Annotated in this window: 16 protein-coding genes and 1 tRNA gene; 11 read left to right on the forward strand and 6 right to left on the reverse strand. The window is 57.3% G+C overall.

What is annotated here, in order from left to right:
* Positions 1 to 230: 230 nt before the first annotated feature.
* Positions 231 to 3,848: a vitamin B12-dependent ribonucleotide reductase gene (locus ACR0BI_RS03060; RefSeq protein ID WP_480561450.1), complete on the reverse strand. Its 3,618-nt coding sequence runs from the start codon at positions 3,846 to 3,848 to the stop codon at positions 231 to 233.
* A gap of 544 nt (positions 3,849 to 4,392) precedes the next feature.
* On the opposite strand from ACR0BI_RS03060, the gene ACR0BI_RS03065 reads away from it, so the two are divergent.
* Positions 4,393 to 4,827 (forward strand): hypothetical protein, encoded by a 435-nt coding sequence (locus ACR0BI_RS03065; protein WP_170392985.1) that lies wholly within the window; start codon positions 4,393 to 4,395, stop codon positions 4,825 to 4,827.
* Positions 4,828 to 4,835: 8 nt separating this feature from the next.
* Here ACR0BI_RS03065 and ACR0BI_RS03070 read toward each other — a convergent pair.
* The 4 genes from ACR0BI_RS03070 to pdxH form a co-directional block, all read right to left on the reverse strand.
* Positions 4,836 to 4,912, reverse strand: a tRNA-Pro gene (locus ACR0BI_RS03070).
* Between the two features lie 43 nt (positions 4,913 to 4,955).
* A complete protein-coding gene (locus tag ACR0BI_RS03075; protein ID WP_170392984.1) occupies positions 4,956 to 5,423 on the reverse strand; it encodes a DUF192 domain-containing protein in 468 nt (155 codons plus the stop codon).
* Between the two features lie 7 nt (positions 5,424 to 5,430).
* Complete coding sequence (locus tag ACR0BI_RS03080; RefSeq protein WP_170392983.1) at positions 5,431 to 5,958, reverse strand: cold-shock protein; 528 nt, start codon at positions 5,956 to 5,958, stop codon at positions 5,431 to 5,433.
* 117 nt (positions 5,959 to 6,075) lie between these two features.
* Positions 6,076 to 6,681 carry a pyridoxamine 5'-phosphate oxidase gene (gene pdxH / locus ACR0BI_RS03085; RefSeq protein WP_170392982.1) on the reverse strand — a complete coding sequence of 202 codons (606 nt, stop codon included), beginning with the start codon at positions 6,679 to 6,681 and terminating at the stop codon, positions 6,076 to 6,078.
* Between the two features lie 134 nt (positions 6,682 to 6,815).
* On the opposite strand from pdxH, the gene fabI reads away from it, so the two are divergent.
* The 5 genes from fabI to trpE all read left to right on the forward strand — a co-directional run bounded on the left by fabI (position 6,816) and on the right by trpE (position 12,800).
* A complete protein-coding gene (fabI, locus tag ACR0BI_RS03090) occupies positions 6,816 to 7,622 on the forward strand; it encodes an enoyl-ACP reductase FabI (protein WP_480561449.1) in 807 nt (268 codons plus the stop codon).
* A gap of 6 nt (positions 7,623 to 7,628) precedes the next feature.
* Complete coding sequence (gene gpt / locus ACR0BI_RS03095; protein ID WP_170421803.1) at positions 7,629 to 8,138, forward strand: xanthine phosphoribosyltransferase; 510 nt, start codon at positions 7,629 to 7,631, stop codon at positions 8,136 to 8,138.
* Between the two features lie 39 nt (positions 8,139 to 8,177).
* Positions 8,178 to 9,353, forward strand: a complete 1,176-nt coding sequence (locus tag ACR0BI_RS03100; RefSeq protein WP_480561448.1) for an aminotransferase — start codon at positions 8,178 to 8,180, stop codon at positions 9,351 to 9,353.
* An 81-nt stretch (positions 9,354 to 9,434) separates the two neighbouring features.
* Positions 9,435 to 11,276, forward strand: coding sequence for a peptidyl-prolyl cis-trans isomerase (locus ACR0BI_RS03105; RefSeq protein ID WP_480561447.1), 1,842 nt, complete (start codon positions 9,435 to 9,437; stop codon positions 11,274 to 11,276).
* Between the two features lie 12 nt (positions 11,277 to 11,288).
* Positions 11,289 to 12,800, forward strand: a complete 1,512-nt coding sequence (gene trpE / locus ACR0BI_RS03110; protein ID WP_480561446.1) for an anthranilate synthase component I — start codon at positions 11,289 to 11,291, stop codon at positions 12,798 to 12,800.
* A gap of 24 nt (positions 12,801 to 12,824) precedes the next feature.
* Here the strand turns inward: trpE and ACR0BI_RS03115 are convergent, their stop codons facing one another.
* Positions 12,825 to 14,306 (reverse strand): divergent polysaccharide deacetylase family protein, encoded by a 1,482-nt coding sequence (locus tag ACR0BI_RS03115; RefSeq protein ID WP_480561445.1) that lies wholly within the window; start codon positions 14,304 to 14,306, stop codon positions 12,825 to 12,827.
* Between the two features lie 197 nt (positions 14,307 to 14,503).
* Between ACR0BI_RS03115 and ACR0BI_RS03120 the strand changes: the two genes are divergently transcribed.
* Genes ACR0BI_RS03120 through ACR0BI_RS03140 form a run of 5 tightly spaced genes read left to right on the forward strand, consistent with a single transcriptional unit; the run spans position 14,504 to position 18,552 of the window.
* Positions 14,504 to 15,085, forward strand: a complete 582-nt coding sequence (locus ACR0BI_RS03120) for an anthranilate synthase component II (protein ID WP_480561444.1) — start codon at positions 14,504 to 14,506, stop codon at positions 15,083 to 15,085.
* The gene (gene trpD / locus ACR0BI_RS03125; RefSeq protein ID WP_170421815.1) at positions 15,082 to 16,101 is read left to right on the forward strand and encodes an anthranilate phosphoribosyltransferase; all 1,020 of its coding nucleotides are present in this window, start codon (positions 15,082 to 15,084) and stop codon (positions 16,099 to 16,101) included. Before ACR0BI_RS03120 ends, trpD begins: the two co-directional genes overlap by 4 nt.
* The gene (gene trpC / locus ACR0BI_RS03130; RefSeq protein WP_170610843.1) at positions 16,098 to 16,910 is read left to right on the forward strand and encodes an indole-3-glycerol phosphate synthase TrpC; all 813 of its coding nucleotides are present in this window, start codon (positions 16,098 to 16,100) and stop codon (positions 16,908 to 16,910) included. Before trpD ends, trpC begins: the two co-directional genes overlap by 4 nt.
* The gene (gene moaC, locus ACR0BI_RS03135) at positions 16,910 to 17,383 is read left to right on the forward strand and encodes a cyclic pyranopterin monophosphate synthase MoaC (protein ID WP_170405973.1); all 474 of its coding nucleotides are present in this window, start codon (positions 16,910 to 16,912) and stop codon (positions 17,381 to 17,383) included. The genes trpC and moaC overlap by 1 nt, the downstream gene beginning before the upstream one ends.
* The gene (locus ACR0BI_RS03140; protein ID WP_480561443.1) at positions 17,380 to 18,552 is read left to right on the forward strand and encodes a molybdopterin molybdotransferase MoeA; all 1,173 of its coding nucleotides are present in this window, start codon (positions 17,380 to 17,382) and stop codon (positions 18,550 to 18,552) included. The genes moaC and ACR0BI_RS03140 overlap by 4 nt, the downstream gene beginning before the upstream one ends.
* The last annotated feature ends 60 nt before the right edge of the window (positions 18,553 to 18,612 follow it).

The following is an 18,612-nucleotide window of genomic DNA, read 5'->3' on the forward strand; positions in this document are numbered from 1 at the left end:
GTGTTTTTTTGCCTGCGGCCTGGACAGCGCATGGGACGAGCGCACCCGTCCCGTGAGAGAGTGGGAGGGAGCAAATATTCCGCCCCACCCTGTTCCCGGCCGACACGGGCATGTCGGCCGAGTGAAACAAGGCATCGATGGTAAGTCTCAGCGCCTTGCTTCGTATTCGTCGGGGCCGGTTACTGTGGCAGCATCCGACCCCTGCACCCCGGGTTGCCGGGGCGCTAAACTCAGCTACACCCGCTAGTCGCGCCGCAGGTGTTGCATTTCATGCAGGTGCCGTTGCGCACCAGCGTGTAGTTTCCGCATTCGCCGCATGGATCGCCCTCGTACCCTTGCATCTTGGCTTTGGTACGGGCGTCCATTCCGGTCGCAACCGCCGTCTCAGCGGGTGCTTCGAATGTCGCTGCGGTTTCGGCCATACCGGACACGTCGGCTTGACCACCATTGAAGACCATCAGATCCTGCGGTAGCCGCTTGCGCAGATACCCAGTCGAGCTGATTTGTTTCAGCACTTCCAGAGATTTGGTTGCCGCGCTTTCACTGATTTCCGATACGTTGGACAGACCATCCTCTTCGCCGCGACCCAGATCGTCGAAGGTTGCGCCTTCGGGTTTGACATGCGCCAGATCGGTGCGGTCCAGATAGGACACAGCCAGTTCGCGGAAGATGTAATCAAGGATCGACGTCGCGTTTTTGATCGAGTCGTTGCCCTGCACCATCCCGGCCGGTTCGAACTTGGTGAAGGTGAAAGCGTCGACGAACTCCTCCAGCGGCACGCCGTATTGCAGGCCAACCGACACAGCGATGGCAAAGTTGTTCATCATCGCCCGGAAGCCAGCGCCTTCCTTATGCATGTCGATGAAAATCTCGCCCAATTTGCCGTCTTCGAACTCGCCAGTCCGCAGATAGACCTTGTGGCCGCCAACGATCGCCTTTTGGGTATAGCCCTTGCGGCGATGCGGCAGTTTCTCGCGGTGGCTGCGGATCATTTCCTTGACCACAACCTTCTCGATCACCTTCTCGGCCAGAACGACGGCTTTTTCTTGCGTCGAACCGCTTTCTAGTACTTCGGCTGCCTCATCGTCATCTTCGACCAGCGCCGCCGCCAGAGGCTGCGACAGTTTCGAGCCGTCGCGGTACAGCGCGTTCGCCTTCACACCCAGCGACCAGCTGAGTTCGTATGCCTTCTGGCAGTCCTCGATGGTCGCGTCATTGGGCATGTTGATCGTCTTTGAGATCGCGCCCGAGATAAAGCTTTGCGCTGCAGCCATCATGGTAATGTGGCTATCAACCCCAAGGAAACGCTTGCCTTTCTTGCCGCACGGGTTGGCGCAGTCGAAGATCGAATAGTGCTCTTCCTTCAGATGCGGCGCACCTTCCAGCGTCATGGTTCCGCAAACATGGTCGTTGGCCGCGTCGATATCCGCCTTGGTAAAGCCCAGATGGCGCAGCAAATCGAAAGTCGGGTCATTCAGCTTGGTCGCCGGGATGCCCAGAACGCCGGTGCAGAAGTCTTCACCCAGCGTCCACTGGTTGAAGACGAACCGGATGTCGAACGCGCTTTCCAGTGCGGCATCTACTTTTGCCAACTCGTTCGGGCCAAAACCATGACCGGTCAGCGAGGTGTGGTTGATCCCCGGCGCGTTGCCGATGGTGCCATGACCAACCGCATAACCCACGATCTCTTCGATCTGAGCCGAGGAATAGCCCAGCTTTTCCAGCGCCGAAGGCACCGAGCGGTTGATGATCTTGAAGTAACCACCGCCGGCCAACTTCTTGAACTTGACCAGAGCAAAGTCCGGTTCGATCCCGGTCGTGTCGCAATCCATCACCAGACCGATGGTGCCGGTTGGTGCGATAACTGTGGCCTGCGCGTTGCGATAACCGTTCTTTTCGCCGAGGCTCAGCGCTTCATCCCAAGCTGACATGGCCAGATCGATCAAACGCTTATCCGGGCAATTGTCGTGATCCAGAGGCACCGGCTTAACAGCCAGTTTTTCATAACCATCGGTCACTCCTTGCGACGCACGACGGTGGTTGCGGATGACGCGCAGCATATGGTCTGCGTTGCGCTCATATCCTTTGAACGGGCCAAGCTCGCCTGCAATCTCTGCCGAGGTCGCATAAGCCACACCGGTCATGATCGCGGACAGCGCGCCACAGATCGAACGCCCCTCATCCGAGTCATAGCTATAGCCCATGTTCATCAGCAGACCGCCAATGTTGGCATAACCCAGACCCAGCGTACGGAAATCGTAAGAGAGTTTCGCAATTTCCTTAGACGGGAACTGCGCCATGGTCACCGAGATTTCCAGCGTCAGCGTCCAAAGCCGCGAGGCGTGCATATAGTCCGCCGCCTGGAACTCACCATCCTTGAAAAAGGTCAGCAAGTTCATCGACGCTAGGTTACAGGCAGTGTCATCGAGGAACATGTATTCCGAACACGGGTTCGAACCGCGGATTTCACCGTCTTCGGGGCAAGTGTGCCATTCGTTGACAGTATCATGGAACTGGATGCCAGGATCGGCACAGGCCCATGCGGCGTGGCCGACCTTTTCCCACAAATCACGTGCTTTGACCGTACGAGCAACCTTGCCGTCGGTGCGGTTGATCAGTTCCCAATCCGCGTCTTTTTCAACTGCGGTCAGGAACGCATTGGTCACCCGGATCGAGTTGTTCGAGTTTTGGCCCGAGACCGAGCTATAAGCCTCCGAATCCCAGTCCGTATCGTAGGTCGGGAATTCAATGCTATCGTGGCCCTGCTTGGCGTAGTCCAGAACGCGCTTGATGTAAGTTTCTGGGATCGCGACATTTTTCGCTTCGCGAACCGCATTTTTCAGGGCGTCGTTTGCGTTTGGATTATAGGCATCATCGGCAGAGCCGTCCCAAGACCGGATGGCCTCGAAAATGCCGTTCAGCATCTTCTCGTGCATCTTCGATCCGGCAACGATCGAGGCCACCTTCTGCTCTTCGATCACTTTCCATTCGATGAATTGCTCGATGTCCGGGTGATCTGCATCGACGATTACCATCTTTGCTGCTCGACGGGTTGTACCGCCTGATTTGATCGCGCCAGCGGCGCGGTCGCCGATCTTGAGAAATCCCATGAGGCCCGAAGACTTGCCGCCACCCGAAAGCGCTTCACCCTCTGCACGCAGATGGCTGAAGTTGGTTCCGGTGCCCGAGCCATACTTAAACAGGCGCGCCTCACGCACCCACAAGTCCATGATGCCGCCTTCGTTGACCAGATCATCGTCGACCGACTGGATGAAGCAAGCATGCGGTTGCGGATGCTCATAAGCGGATTTCGATTTGGTTAGCTTGCCGGTTTTGTAGTCAACATAGTGGTGCCCCTGCGCCGGGCCATCGATCCCATATGCCCAGTGCAGACCGGTGTTGAACCACTGCGGCGAGTTCGGAGCTGCACGCTGGGTCGCCAGCATATAGCGCATCTCGTCAAAATAGGCGCTCGCGTCCTCTTCAGTCGAGAAATAGCCGCCCTTCCAGCCCCAATAAGCCCACGCGCCGGCCAGACGATCAAAAACCTGTTTCGATGAGGTTTCGCCATCAAATTCAGCATCTTCCGCAGGAACCGATCGCCACAGGAATTCGGGAACGTTCTTTTCCTTAACCTTCTTCAGCTTGGAGGGAACACCGGCCTTGCGGAAGTACTTCTGTGCGATGACATCGCTAGCCACCTGGCTCCATTTTGCAGGCACTTCGATCGCGTCCAGACGGAACACGATTGTGCCATCCGGATTGCGAATCTCGGATGTTGCGGACACAAAATCCAGATCGGCATATGCATCCTGTCCCGGTTTGGTGAATTTTCTCTCAATCTTCATGTCCGCTGCCCCAGCTTCGATCTGTCCAAATTTCAAGTCCCGGCACTAAATCTTGATGCTGCGGGGTGCCGCCCGCACTACCGACGAATTTGAGACGCAAGGGACCGGACGCTGCCTAGAACAGCGCAGAACCGCGAATACGGTCTACGTCTTAGTGGTATGCTTTCCGTCCCTCGCCCGATGCCTTTTCCGGTCATTGCCTACCAGATTTAGTGGCTCGTCTTTCGGCCCATACAATCTGACGTATATTCCCATAGTTGGTCAACGGGCTTTTTCGGTCATTTTTGGAATCTTTTAGCTTGACCTGTTTTGCTGAACCGGCGGAATTTCGCCGCATCGCGATTCCTCCACAGACATGTCCCGGACGACCAGCCCATTCCGCCTTGATGTGTCAGAGTGATTTCTCGTGTTTTCCGCCACAGTTAGAGGTCATTGATCAACCGATCCCGCGTTAAGGAGATGTTCAGAGAATCATCGTCACGACATCGCAGCGCGTGCCATACTTGAAATCACACGACATTTCTGGATGGGAAATCTACTCTACATGCGTTTGATTTCATTGTTAACTATTGTGGCGCTAATCGTGTCCTGCACATCACAGGAAGCACCACCTGCATCTCGCAGCGCGCAATTCGACGGTTATCCGCAGAACCTTTTCAATTCCTTCAGGACCGACTGCGCGGGGCCGGGCGACAAGTATATCAAGACCACCGCAAGCATCTTTGAATGCCGCGAGACCTTGCCGCCCGAGGCAACGGCGTATTTGATTCTCAGCTTCAACGGCTATCCGCAGAACTTGCCGCAAATCGTAACGCGGCTGAGCTCGACCAAGAATCAGGCCGGGTATCGCGTGGACGCAGAGTTGTACTTTCTGGTTCCGCAGAAAGATGGTTCAACTCTTAGAATACCTATTGAAAGCAAAGATTTGGACAGGGATTTTTCCAAACTCTACACCGACTATGGCGGAACGCCAGTGTAGAGGAAAAATGGTCGGGGCGGCAGGATTCGAACCTACGACCCCCTGTACCCAAAACAGGTGCGCTACCAGACTGCGCCACGCCCCGGACCGTGCGCCTTCCTAAACGTGCCGATCTGATTTGAAAAGCCCTAACAGGGCCAAATTGCAGGACCTTGCGAAAAAACTTCGTGGCGCATCTGCGAACCAGGCCGAATGGCGTAACGCTCGGCTAGGCCAGCGTTGATTTCCAGGACCGCATAAACCGAATCGCCGCCTTCGATTGGGCTCAGATCCCCCGGAATTGCACCTTCGTGCACACGCGTCACCGTGCCCGCGCGATCAACAAAGATCATATCAAGCGGAATCAGGGTATTCTTCATCCAGAACGCAACAGGTTGCGGCGGATCAAAAACAAACAACATTCCAGATCTGTTCGGCATGCTTTCGCGAAACATCAATCCGCGCGATCGCTCTTTCGGTGTGATGGCCAGCTCAACGTCGAAGCGAACCTCTGCCAGATCATTTCGAAGCTCGACACGATCCGGACGGCATTCAGCCCGCGCGATCCCGCCAATCAAAAAACTCAGGAGCGCCAGTACGAAAGCCGTTCTCATCATTCAGAACCTAGTCGTTCAGGGCCGCTTCCCAGGCCAGAACCTGCGCGGCCATTCTTCCGCGCTTGCCATCAATGACCCGCATGGCCAGCGCTTCGCCCGGTTGCAGATCTGCCAACCCAGAACGACGTAGCACCTCGATATGCAGGAATACGTCTTCACTGCTGCCGAAAACATTGGCAAAGCCAAACCCTTTGCCCTTGTCGAACCATTTGACGCGCGCAGCCTCAAGCGGAGCGCTGCCGATCACGGTTGGATCAAGCTCGGCAAAATCGGCCAACATCATAGTTTCCGCGCGAACAGGCGGGTCAACACTGATCACTTCGACCGCTTGAACACCGCGATCAGTTTTGTGGGTCATGATCTCGATGCCGGCGCCATCCGCGACCGAGCTTTGCCCGAAGTTTCGCAGCACGTTGACGTGCAACAGAATGTCCGGGCCGCCTTCGTCAGACACAACAAATCCGTATCCCTTGGCGGGATCGAACCATTTTACGTGTCCACGGACGCGGTACATGCTGTTCAGATCTTCTGGCACTGTTTTCCCATTACGATAGGCAAGTCGTTAAGGGTTTCTTGTTTATGTTTTGGCTCGCAAATTCAAGCTGAAAAAAGCTATTGTCTGCAAACAGTTGCATTTCACGCAACGCGAACGTCATGGATTTAACCTCAGCACTTGCCAGTCGGAATCGACATTTTGTCGCTTCCACTGAAACCTGTCATGCAACCTGAAGGCACCATCGGCCCAGAACTCGACTTCGACAGGTGTTACACGGTATCCCCCCCAAAATTCAGGGCGAGGCGGGTTGGCACCCAACTTTGCGGTCACTTTAGCCACTTCGGCCATCAGGGATGCACGACTTTCCAGCGGTTGCGACTGGTGTGACGCCCAAGCACCCAAGCGGCTTTTGAGCGAGCGCGAGGCGTAGTACGCGTCCGCCTGCGGCCCATCTTCCTTGGTGATTGTACCACGAACACGGATTTGTCGCCGCAAAGATTTCCAATGCATCACAAAAGCCGCTTTGTGGGCGCTGTCCAACTCCTGAGCCTTGGCGCTGTGATAGTTCGTATAGAAAACAAACGCGTCCTTCTCGATTTCCTTCAGCAGAACCATACGGGCATTCGGCAAACCTTCCGGGTCCACGGTTGCCAAAGCAATCGCATTAGGATCATTCGGTTCGGTCTTTTCTGCCTCGGCCAGCCACCGATCCGCGATTTCAAACGGATCAGCCCCGGCGAAGATGCCATTATGCTCGTTCATTTCCATCCCCAGGAAACAATTAACATGACCCTAAGGCGAGAACCCGCTGCGGGCAAGAGCGCATGGCCTTGAAGCAGGACAATCAATGGCATAAACCAACCGAACACAATGCGACGACAGGCGGAGAACCGAAGATGTCAAATCAGTTGATGGCCGGAAAACGCGGCCTCATCATGGGACTGGCCAATGACAAATCAATCGCATGGGGTATCGCCCGCGCCTTGTCCGACGCCGGGGCCGAGCTGGCCTTTTCCTATCAGGGGGACGCCCTGAAAAAACGCGTCGATCCATTGGCGGCGCAGCTGGGCAGCGAGATCGTTTTGCCCTGTGACGTCAGCGACGAAGAATCAATTAATGAACTCCTCAGCGCGCTCGAAAAGAAATGGGGTAAACTGGATTTCGTCGTCCACGCCATTGGCTTTTCTGACAAGAACGAATTGCGCGGGCGTTACGTCGACACGTCGCGCGCGAACTTTAACCTGACGATGGATGTTTCGGTCTACTCTTTCACCGCCGTTATGCAGCGCGCGGAGAAAATGATGAACGAAGGCGGCAGTGCGATCACCCTCACTTATTACGGCGCTGAACAGGTCATGCCACACTACAATGTAATGGGTGTTGCAAAAGCCGCCCTTGAGGCATCCGTAAAGTATCTGGCCGAGGATTTGGGCAAAGACGGCATTCGCGTGAATTCGATCTCGGCAGGCCCGATCAAAACGCTCGCGGCCAGCGGCATCGGCGATTTCCGTTACATCATGAAGTGGAACGAGTATAACTCGCCCCTGCGCCGGAATGTGACCATCGATGATGTTGGTAAATCGGCCCTGTATCTGCTGTCTGATCTCAGCAGCGGAGTGACAGGTGAAAATCTGCACGTGGATTCAGGCTATCACATCGTCGGGATGAAAGCCGTCGACGCGCCGGACGTTGAAAAAGGATAACAGACCATGAGCGCCAAGGACCGCCTGCCACACGAAAAAGGCTTCCACATCAGCTGGGATCAGATTCATCGCGACTCGCGCGCTCTTGCGTGGCGTCTGGATGGGCAAGGACCAGATGATGGCGCTTGGCGTGCGGTCGTGGCAATTACACGTGGCGGCATGGCCCCCGCGATGATCGTCAGCCGCGAACTGGATATCCGTACGGTCGATACTGTTAGCGTGAAATCCTATCATCATCAGGCGCAGGGCGAAGCAGAAATTCTCAAAGCGCCCAATGCTGATCTGATGGGTGATGGCACCGGTATTCTGATCATCGACGATCTGGTCGATAGCGGCAAAACGCTGGAACTGGTGCGCGATATGTTTCCCAAAGCGCATTTCGCGACCGTATACGCCAAGCCTAAAGGCCGTCCGATGGTAGACACCTTCATTACCGAGGTCAGTCAGGACACATGGATTTTCTTCCCATGGGACATGGCCCTGCAATATGTCGAACCCTATCGGGGCACCGATTAATCAAGCGTTTCAACTAAGCGCTGAAATCACGGACTCACCATGACAATGACCCGCACTGCCGCCACCTTTGCCCCTCCGGTGATGGAGGCACGCCGTTGGCTGGACGGGGTCGAGTTCGCAGTTGACCGTCCGTTGATCAATGTCAGTCAGGCGGCTCCGGTCGATCCGCCCCCGTTAGCGCTGCGGCAAGCAATGGCCGAATTCGCGGTCGAGCAGGACAGCGCGCATCTATACGGCCCGGTTCTGGGCAACGATGACCTGCGGTCCGAACTCGCGGCTCAGATCAGCGCACATTATGCGGCTGAGGTATCGGCGAATCAGATCGCAATCACCTCGGGTTGCAATCAGGCCTTTTCAGCCGTGATTTCGGCAATTACCGATCAGGGGGATGAGGTGATCCTTCCGACCCCTTGGTATTTCAATCACAAGATGTGGCTGGATATGGCTGGGGTAAAAACCGTTGATTTGCCCACAGACGATGATTTGCTTCCCGATCCGGAACGGGCCCGCGCCCTTATCACCGAAAAGACACGGGCGATTTCGTTGGTGACGCCGAATAATCCCGGTGGTGTCGAATATCCTGCGGACTTGGTGCGCCGCTTCTATGATCTTGCGCGGGAAACGGGGCTTCGTCTTTTGGTTGACGAAACCTATCGCGATTTCGACAGTCGATCAGGCGCGCCTCATGACCTGTTCCAGCAATCGGGTTGGGACGATACGTTTGTCCATCTCTACTCGTTCTCAAAAGCCTATCGCCTGACCGGTCACCGTGTCGGCGCGATTTCAACCAGCCCCGCCCTGTTGTCGGAGATCGAAAAATTTCTGGACACGGTCGCAATCTGCCCCGGCCAGATCGGCCAGTTTGCCGCGCTTTGGGGCATGCGGAACTTGACCCAATGGGTTGCGGGTGAACGAGATGAAATTCTCGACCGAAGAGCGGCCATCGCGGAAGGAATGCCACGCCTTGAAGACAAAGGCTGGCGTCTTTTGGGACTTGGCGCTTACTTTGCCTACCTCGAACATCCCTTTGGCATCGCTTCCGACGAATTGGCCCGACGGCTGGTACCCGAGGCAGGTATACTGCTTTTGCCGGGTACCATGTTCATGCCAGAGGGCGATTCCGCGGGAAAGCGGCAGGTTCGCGTAGCATTTGCCAACCTTGACCGCGCCGGTATCGCGCAATTGTTCGACCGATTGCAGGGCTTGTCCTTCTAAGCTTGCCCCCCGGCTGCACGCATCGTATTCAGGGCCGCAACCGACTGGGCAGACATTTGCCGACAAAACCAAGAGGGCACCATGGCCGCAGGCATGAAAAACCTATCCAAAACCTTTGTCTGGATTCTCATGGGTCTTTTGATGCTGGGCCTTGCGGGCTTTGGCGCCACCAGCCTGACCGGAACCGTTCGTACGGTTGCGCAGGTCGGTGATGAAAGCGTTTCGGTCGACGCGTATTTTCGTGAGCTTCAGCGCGAGATCCGGGCCGTCGAAGCGCAAACCGGACAGGCAATGCAGATTTCGCAGGCACATGATCTTGGCCTCGATCAACTTGCCCTTTCGCGCCTGATCGCACTGGCCGCAATCGATAACGAGGTCGGACAGCTTGGCATTTCGATCGGTGACGAGAACCTGCAGGACGAGATTGTACAGATACCGGCGTTCCAAGGTGTAAACGGTACATTCGACCGCGAAGCCTATCGCTTTCAGCTGGAACAGGTCGGAATGACCGATTCCGAATTCGAATCGGATCTGCGCAAAGAATCTTCACGCACCATCGTTCAGGGAGCGGTCATGAGCGGTGTTGAAATGCCCCGTACGCTGACCGAGGCTTTGTCGAACTATGTGCTGGCCCGCCGCAGCTTTACCGTGGCGACCCTGTCAGCCGACCTTCTCGAAACGCCCGTGGCCCAACCCACAGACGCGCAGATTCAGACATATTACGATGAGAATTCCGATCAGTTCACCCTGCCCCGCACCAAGCGACTGACCTACGCCATTCTGTCGCCCGACATGCTGCTCGACACGATCGAAGTGGACGAAGATTCTCTGCGCCGTCTATACGACCAACGCGCTGACGAATTTTTCCAACCCGAGCGCCGCTTGGTCGAGCGTCTGCCCTATCCCAGCGAAGAATCCGCAACCGAGGCGCTGGCACAACTTGAAGTTGGCGGGGCCGATTTCGAACAGTTGGTCCGCGAACGTCAGCTTGAGCTGAGCGATGTTGATCTGGGCGATGTCACACGTGAAGATCTGGGCGATGCAGCCGACGCCGTGTTTGCCGCCGAGATCGACGATGTGGTCGGCCCGCTTCCCACGGTGTTCGGCCCTGCCCTGTTCCGGATCAATGGATCGCTGGCCGAGAACAATGTCAGTTTCGAAGACGCCGAACCCGAACTTCGTGCAGAACTCGCCGCCGACCGAGCGCGCCGTCAGATCGAAGCACAGGCCGAAGACATCAACGACCTGCTTGCAGGCGGCGCAACACTGGAAGAACTGGCCGGTGAGACCGAGATGGAACTGGGTCAGATCGACTGGACCCAGCAAAGCGACGATGGCGTTGCTGCGTATGACGGCTTCCGCTCAGTCGCTGAGGCTGTGCAAGAAGGTGATTTCCCAGAGGTCGCGTTCCTTGAAGATGGTTCGATCTTTGCGCTGCGCTTGAATAAAGTGCTGGAACCGCGCCCGGAACCTCTGGAAAGCGCCCGTGACCGTGTCGCCGAGGCATGGCTGCAGGTAGAAACTGCGAAAGCGCTGCAAAATCAGGGCAACACGGTTCTGACCCAACTGGCAACAGATGGCGACTTTACCGCCACAGGCCTGCCCTTCCGCGTCGAAAATGCGCTGACACGTACCGCATTCCTCGAGGATGTTCCCGTGGACTTCATGACTCAGGTGTTTGAAATGGACCCTGGTGAGCTGCGTGTCATTCCCGGAAACGGTAACGCCCTGATCGTGCGTCTGGATGAAGAGCTACCTCCGGCGGAAACCGATGAGCAACGCCAGATGCAGGATGCACTGGCTGCGCAATTGAGCCAGGCGCTGGCGCAGAACATCTTTGACATCTATGTGCGCAATGCCCAGACACGCGCACGCCCTGTGCTGGATCAGCAAGCGCTGAACGCGGTACGGGCCAGTTACTAAAAGAGACAGAACATGGCCCTGACCCCGGATTTCGAAAGTTTCGCGCGCGCTTATGATGCAGGCGAAAATCAGGTCGTCTATACCCGCCTCGCCGCTGATCTGGATACGCCGGTTTCACTGATGCTGAAACTGACAGGCGCTCAGAAAGACGCCTTCATGCTCGAGTCGGTAACCGGGGGTGAAGTGCGTGGGCGCTATTCGATCATCGGAATGAAGCCCGATCTGATTTGGTGCTGTCAGGGCGAGACATCGGCCTTGAACCGATCAGCCCGCTTCGATGCCGAGGCGTTCGAGCCACAGGATGGCAACCCGATGGACAACTTACGCGCCTTGTTGGCTGAAAGCCGCATCGCGCTTCCCGATGACCTGCCGCAGGCCGCCGCTGGCCTGTTTGGCTATCTGGGCTACGACATGGTCCGGTTGGTGGAATACCTGCCGGATGTGAACCCTGACCCGTTGGGCCTGCCCGATGCGATCATGCTGCGCCCCTCGGTCATTGCTGTGTTGGACGGCGTCAAAGGCGAGGTTACCGTGGTGTCGCCCGCATGGGCCAGCGAGGGCCAAAGCGCCAAAGCCGCCTATGCGCAGGCCGCCGAGCGTGTGATGGATGCCGTGCGTGATCTTGAGCGTGCCATGCCGGCCGAGACGCGCGATCTGGGTGACGCAATAGAAGTTGGGGCTCCTGTCTCTAACTTCACCAAATCGGGCTATATGGAAGCCGTTGAAAAGGCCAAGGAATATATCCGTGCAGGTGATATCTTTCAGGTCGTCCCAGCCCAACGCTGGACACAGGATTTTCCGCAGCCGCCATTTGCCCTCTACCGCTCGCTGCGGCGCACCAACCCGTCGCCGTTCATGTTCTATTTCAACTTCGGCGGCTTTCAGGTCGTAGGCGCAAGCCCAGAAATTCTGGTGCGTGTCTTCGGCAATGAGGTCACAATCCGCCCTATCGCGGGTACCCGCCCGCGTGGCGCGACGCCCGAAGAAGACAAAGCCAACGAAATCGACCTGCTGGCCGACAAGAAAGAACTCGCCGAGCACCTCATGTTGCTGGACCTGGGCCGCAATGACACCGGGCGTGTTTCTAAGATTGGAACCGTGCGTCCTACCGAAGAGTTCATCATCGAGCGCTACAGCCACGTGATGCACATCGTATCAAACGTGGTCGGTGAACTGGCCGAAGACAAGGACGCATTGGACGCGTTCTTTGCCGGGATGCCTGCAGGCACGGTATCAGGCGCGCCCAAAGTGCGCGCGATGGAGATCATCGACGAGTTGGAGCCTGAAAAGCGCGGCATCTACGGTGGCGGTGTCGGGTATTTCAGCGCAGGCGGCGACATGGATATGTGCATCGCGCTGCGGACGGCCATTGTGAAAGACCACAAACTGTATATCCAAGCTGGAGGCGGCGTTGTCTATGACAGCGACCCAGAAGCGGAATACATGGAGACCGTCCATAAATCGAACGCCATTCGCGGCGCGGCTGCGGATGCGGCGCGGTTTACAGGCAGCGGAAACAGCTAGTGGGGTGGCGGATGGTCGCTGCCGTCACCCGTCCGTCAGCGATCCGGCAACGCCCTGCTGGACTTCTTTCATCATCACGGCAGAAATTGGGGCCATCGCCACGCGGCTGCCGCGATCCTCAAGCCCCCACAGCAACAGAGCCGAGATCGTCTCGGGACGCAGACGACCCAGCATCACCACGGCACCTTCCTGTCCGGCGCGGAAGGCTGCCTGATCCAGAAAACGCCGCATGATCTTGGGGTCCTGTTTGGCACCATCGAAATCGCGGAACACTACGCTGGATGGAATGCCGTTGCGCGCTGCAAGCTTTTGCGCAGTGTTTAGACCATTGTCCTGCGTCACCAGCCCGCGCCCGGTATCTCCTGCAATCGCCGCAACCTGATCAGCCAGCTTTCGGTTGCCCTGAATGCCGCTTCCGACACCTTCCAGAATGCCAACGGTTTGAGGCAATTGATCCAACCACACCGACAACGACACCTCAGCGTCCTGAGCACTGGCGGCTTCGTGCATGTCAACCAAGGCCAATACTTCAAATCCAGCCTCGCGATGACGGGCCATTTTTTCCGCTGCATTCGGGTCAGACGGGCTGACGGCAAAACTTAGCGGGTATGGGAAATCCTGCAACGCCTCGACCCCAAAAGCCCCTTCATCATCGATCAGAATGATCGACATCAATGGCTTGGATTCTGGATTTTCGAAGGTGGCAGCATGTGCTTCGATGGGCTTGGCCACCACTTCTGGAGTAATCACGGCTTGTTCGACGGGCGGGTCATCCCTCTCGGTTAGGGGCACGACACGCTTGCCGATCAACGAACCGGAACCTGTAACCCCCTCTCCGCCAATTTGCGGCAGGGTCAATACGCGCGGCTGACGTACAGGGCGGGTATCTTCTTCACCCTCAACCGCGATTGGATTTTCATCAGGCACGGGTTCCGCTTCCTCAGCCTCTGGAGCGGCATCCGGCACTTCGACGGTCTCAGGCTGCAGGGCTGCGACCTGAGGGACCTCCTTGGGCGTTTCTTCCGCAACCTGCGGTTCCGGGGCTTCCTCGGGCGCAGGCGCTGCTGGAGCATCCGCGAGCGCTGCCGGTTCGGCTTCCTGTTGTGGCGAGGTCGGTTCGGCAAGTGGATTTGGCGGTGCCGCGGGCGCTTCGGTTTGAACGGTCACGTCAGAAGATGAGATCGCTGCAGGTGCCTCGGCTACGGTCGGTGCTCCACCCGCCTCAGGACGGGCACCGGGCTCAAGCTCGATACCTGCCAAGCCATCCAGCGAATCTGATGATAGATCGGGGGTTTCAGGGCCGGATGGTGGCAACTCAACCAGATCGGCATCGGCATTGCTTTCTTCAACTTTCGCAGCCTCCAGGGGCTGCGGAGTATCAGCCACTTCGGGCGCTGTTGCCGTCACATCTGGTTTACGTGACAAAGGAGTTGTCAGCGAAAGAACCGCGCCCAGTGCCAATACCGAGACCGCCCCGGCGATCGCTCCACCGTAAAATCCGCTCATCGAAATCTCGCCTCTCGCGTTGTTTCGTGCCTCATCTGCCCAGACGCCATCTTCCGCGACGCTCACCTGTACGGTGTCAAGTTGGGTATGTCCTCTTGACGCTGCCGCACAAGCCTGAGCATGTATGTCCCGACATTATACCGCGCTCAGGGACTGCATCGCCAGCCCGAAATGCCCATAGGAAGATAAGTGCCCAAATGCTGCTGCTGATCGACAACTATGACTCGTTTACCTACAACCTCGTTCATTATCTGGGTGAGCTCGGGGCCGAGATGGTCGTGCGCCGGAATGACGCGCTGGATGTGCAAGAAGCAATGGCGATGAACCCGGCTGGTATTCTGCTCAGCCCCGGCCCTTGTGATCCCGATCAGGCGGGCATCTGTCTGGCCTTGACCGAAGCCGCGGCCGAAACGCAAACACCGCTGATGGGGGTCTGTCTGGGGCATCAAACCATCGGTCAGGCATTTGGCGGCAAGGTTGTGCGCTGTCATGAGATCGTGCACGGGAAAATGGGCACGATGAAACACACCGGCAAAGGTGTATTCGCTGGCCTGCCCTCGCCCTTCGAGGCCACCCGGTATCATTCGCTTGTCGTAGAACGCAAAAGCCTGCCCGATTGCCTTGCGATCACGGCCGAGCTTGAGGATGGCACGATTATGGGTCTGCAGCACAAAGAACTGCCGATCCACGGCGTCCAGTTTCACCCGGAATCCATCGCGTCCGAGCATGGTCACGCCCTGCTCAAGAACTTCCTGAACGAAATGAAAGTCCCCGCATGAGCGACGCTCTGAAACCGCTGATCGGTGCTGCGGCCGATCGACCTTTGACCCGTGCCGAGGCTGAACAGGCCTTTGGCATCCTCTTTGATGGGGCCGCCACGCCCAGCCAGATTGGCGGGTTGCTGATGGCAATGCGCACGCGCGGCGAGACGGTCGAGGAATACGCCGCCGCCGCTGCCGTAATGCGCGCGAAATGCAATGCAGTGAAAGCTCCCGCTGGCGCGATGGACATCGTTGGCACGGGGGGCGACGGCAAAGGAACACTCAATATCTCGACAGCCACGGCTTTTGTGACGGCGGGCGCCGGTGTCACCGTTGCAAAACACGGTAATCGGAACCTGAGCTCGAAATCCGGCGCAGCAGATGCTCTTGGGCAGCTAGGTATCAACGTAATGGTCGGCCCGGAAGTTGTTGAAAAAGCGCTGAAAGAAGTCGGTATCGGTTTCATGATGGCCCCAATGCACCACCCGGCGATCGCCCATGTCATGCCTTCGCGGCAAGAACTGGGTACGCGCACGATTTTCAACATTCTGGGCCCCCTGACCAACCCCGCCGGGGTGAAGCGCCAACTGACCGGTGCGTTCAGCCGCGACCTGATCCGCCCGATGGCCGAAACTCTGGGTCTGCTTGGGGCTGAACATGCCTGGCTAGTCCACGGCTCAGACGGTACGGATGAGCTTACGATCACCGGGGTCAGCTGGGTCGCATCAGTTGAGGACGGCGTTGTCAAAGAGGTCGAGCTTCACCCCGAAGATGCAGGCCTTCCGGTGCATCCGTTCGAAGATATCATCGGCGGCACGCCCGAAGAGAACGCGGTCGCCTTCCGCGCCCTGCTGGATGGGGCACCTTCAGCCTACCGCGACGCGGTGTTGCTGAACTCGGCAGCGGCGCTGGTCGTTGCAGATGCGGCACGCGATCTGCGCGAGGGCGTTTCGATGGCCACAGAAAGCATTGATAGCGGCAAGGCCCGTGAAAAGATCACCGCGCTGGCGCGCATTACACAGGAAGCCGCATGACCGAGACCGTTCTGGACAAAATCAAAGCGTACAAGCTGGAAGAGATCGCTGCGGATAAGGCGCATAAGCCTCTGGAAACACTAGAATCTGAGGCACGGAACGCACCCGAGGTACGCGGTTTTGCCGAAGCCCTGCATTCGGCTATGCGCAAGGGGTACGGATTGATCGCCGAGGTCAAAAAGGCCAGCCCGTCCAAAGGTCTGATCCGCGCTGATTTCGATCCGCCCGCGCTTGCCAAAGCTTATGAAGAGGGCGGCGCGGCTTGCCTGTCGGTTCTGACGGACACGCCTAGCTTTCAGGGTGACAAGTCCTTTCTGACCGAAGCGCGCGCGGCCTGTTCGTTGCCAGCATTGCGGAAGGACTTCATGTACGACCCCTATCAGGTGGTCGAAGCGCGTGCATTGGGTGCGGATTGCATCCTGATCATCATGGCATCGGTCAGCGATGCACAGGCCGCCGAGCTTGAGCAAACCGCGTTTGACTGGGGCATGGATGTTCTGATCGAAGTCCATGACGCAGACGAGCTTGCGCAGGCATCGCAGCTGAAAAGCCCGCTGATCGGGATAAACAACCGCAATCTCAAGACCTTCGAGACGACTCTTGATACAACTCGTCATCTGTCAAAGCTGGTTCCAGCGGATCGCACGATCGTCTGCGAGAGCGGCCTGAGCACTCCGGCGGACCTCGCCGATATCGCCCGCTACGGTGCGCGCTGTTTCCTTATTGGTGAAAGCCTGATGCGTCAGGATGATGTAGCTTCGGCAACTCGAGCACTGCTCGCCAACCCGCTCATTCCCGGAGTGATGTGATGCCGCTGACCCATTTTGATGCCAAAGGTGAGGCCCATATGGTGGACGTGTCCGACAAGGCTGTCACCGACCGGGTTGCGGTTGCATCTGGATACATCAAGATGGCGAAGGAAACCTTTGATATCATTTCAGAAGGACGCGCTAAGAAAGGCGATGTTCTTGGTGTTGCCAGACTTGCGGGCATAATGGGCGCCAAGAAAACGCCTGACCTGATACCTCTGTGTCATCCGCTACCCGTGACCAAAGTCGCAATTGAACTGAGCTTAGACCCGGACCTTCCCGGCGTTCAGATTGAAGCGACTGTAAAGACTTCCGGCCAGACCGGCGTAGAGATGGAAGCGCTGACAGCAGTCTCGACAGCCGCACTGACGGTTTACGATATGGCGAAGGCCGTGGACAAATCGATGGAGATCGGCGGCATTCGTGTTCTACTGAAAGACGGCGGAAAATCAGGGCGTTACGAGGCATCATGATCTCGGTTGAAGAAGCGCGGGCTCTGCTGTTCGATCTGGTCTCACCGCTGCCCGCAGAAACGGTTGCCCTTGCCGAGGCTGCCGGTCGTATCCTGGCAGAAAACGTTGCAGCAACGCGTGATCAGCCGCCCTTTGCTGCGTCATCGATGGATGGGTACGCCGTCAAGGCGGCCGAAGTCGAACTGCATGCAATGTTCAAAGTGGTTGGCGAAGCAGCGGCCGGACGTCGCTTTGCTGGAAGCGTCGGACCCGGCCAAGCTGTGCGGATATTCACTGGTGCGCCTGTGCCGGATGGTGCAGATTTCGTCGTCATACAGGAAGATGTCGACCGACGCGGTGATCTGATCACCATAATCGACGCCCCCGGTGAAAAGGCCAATATCCGCCCTGCGGGGATCGATTTCAGCATCGGTACGCAGATCACGGCCCCGCGCCAGCTCAGACCCGAAGATGTCGCATTAATGGCAGCGATGAACATCGCTTCGGTCCCTGTGACCCGCAAACCCGTGGTTGCACTAATCTCAACCGGTGACGAACTGGTGATGCCCGGAGAAACACCCGGCCCCGATCAGATCATCGCCTCAAATACCTTTGGTCTTAAGGCGTTACTGGAAGATGCTGGCGCACAAGTTCGTGTACTTCCTATCGCACAAGATACCTTAGCGTCATTAGAAACAGCTTTTGGCTTGGCACAGGGCGCTGACCTCGTGGTGACAATCGGAGGGGCGTCGGTTGGCGAGTACGACCTGGTTGCGGATGTCTCGGAAGGTCTTGGGCTGAAGCAATCGTTCTACAAGATTCGCATGCGACCGGGTAAACCACTGATGGCCGGGCGGTTTGGGGATGCTGCGATGGTCGGTCTACCCGGAAACCCGGTCAGTGCCATGGTGTGCGGTTACCTGTTCCTCATCCCAATGGTGCGCCGCATGTTGGGGATTGAACAGGCCCTACAGCCATTCCAACGCGCCCGCCTTTCTGCCCCGCTCGAAAAAAATGGCCCGCGTGAGCATTATATGCGGGCGGTGTTGGACAACGGCGGCATCCGCGCCTGTGATGATCAGGACAGCTCGCTGCTAAGTGTTTTGGCGCAAGCCAATGCACTATTGTTACGCCAACCCCACGATCCCGCGCGCGAGGCCGGGGATGAGGTCCTTTACCTGCCGATCTAGCAAATCCGTTGACACAAAACGTGAACATGCGTAGAACAAAAGAAAACGCATGAGCGACGA

It is taken from the genome of Ruegeria sp. E5 (assembly GCF_056534105.1).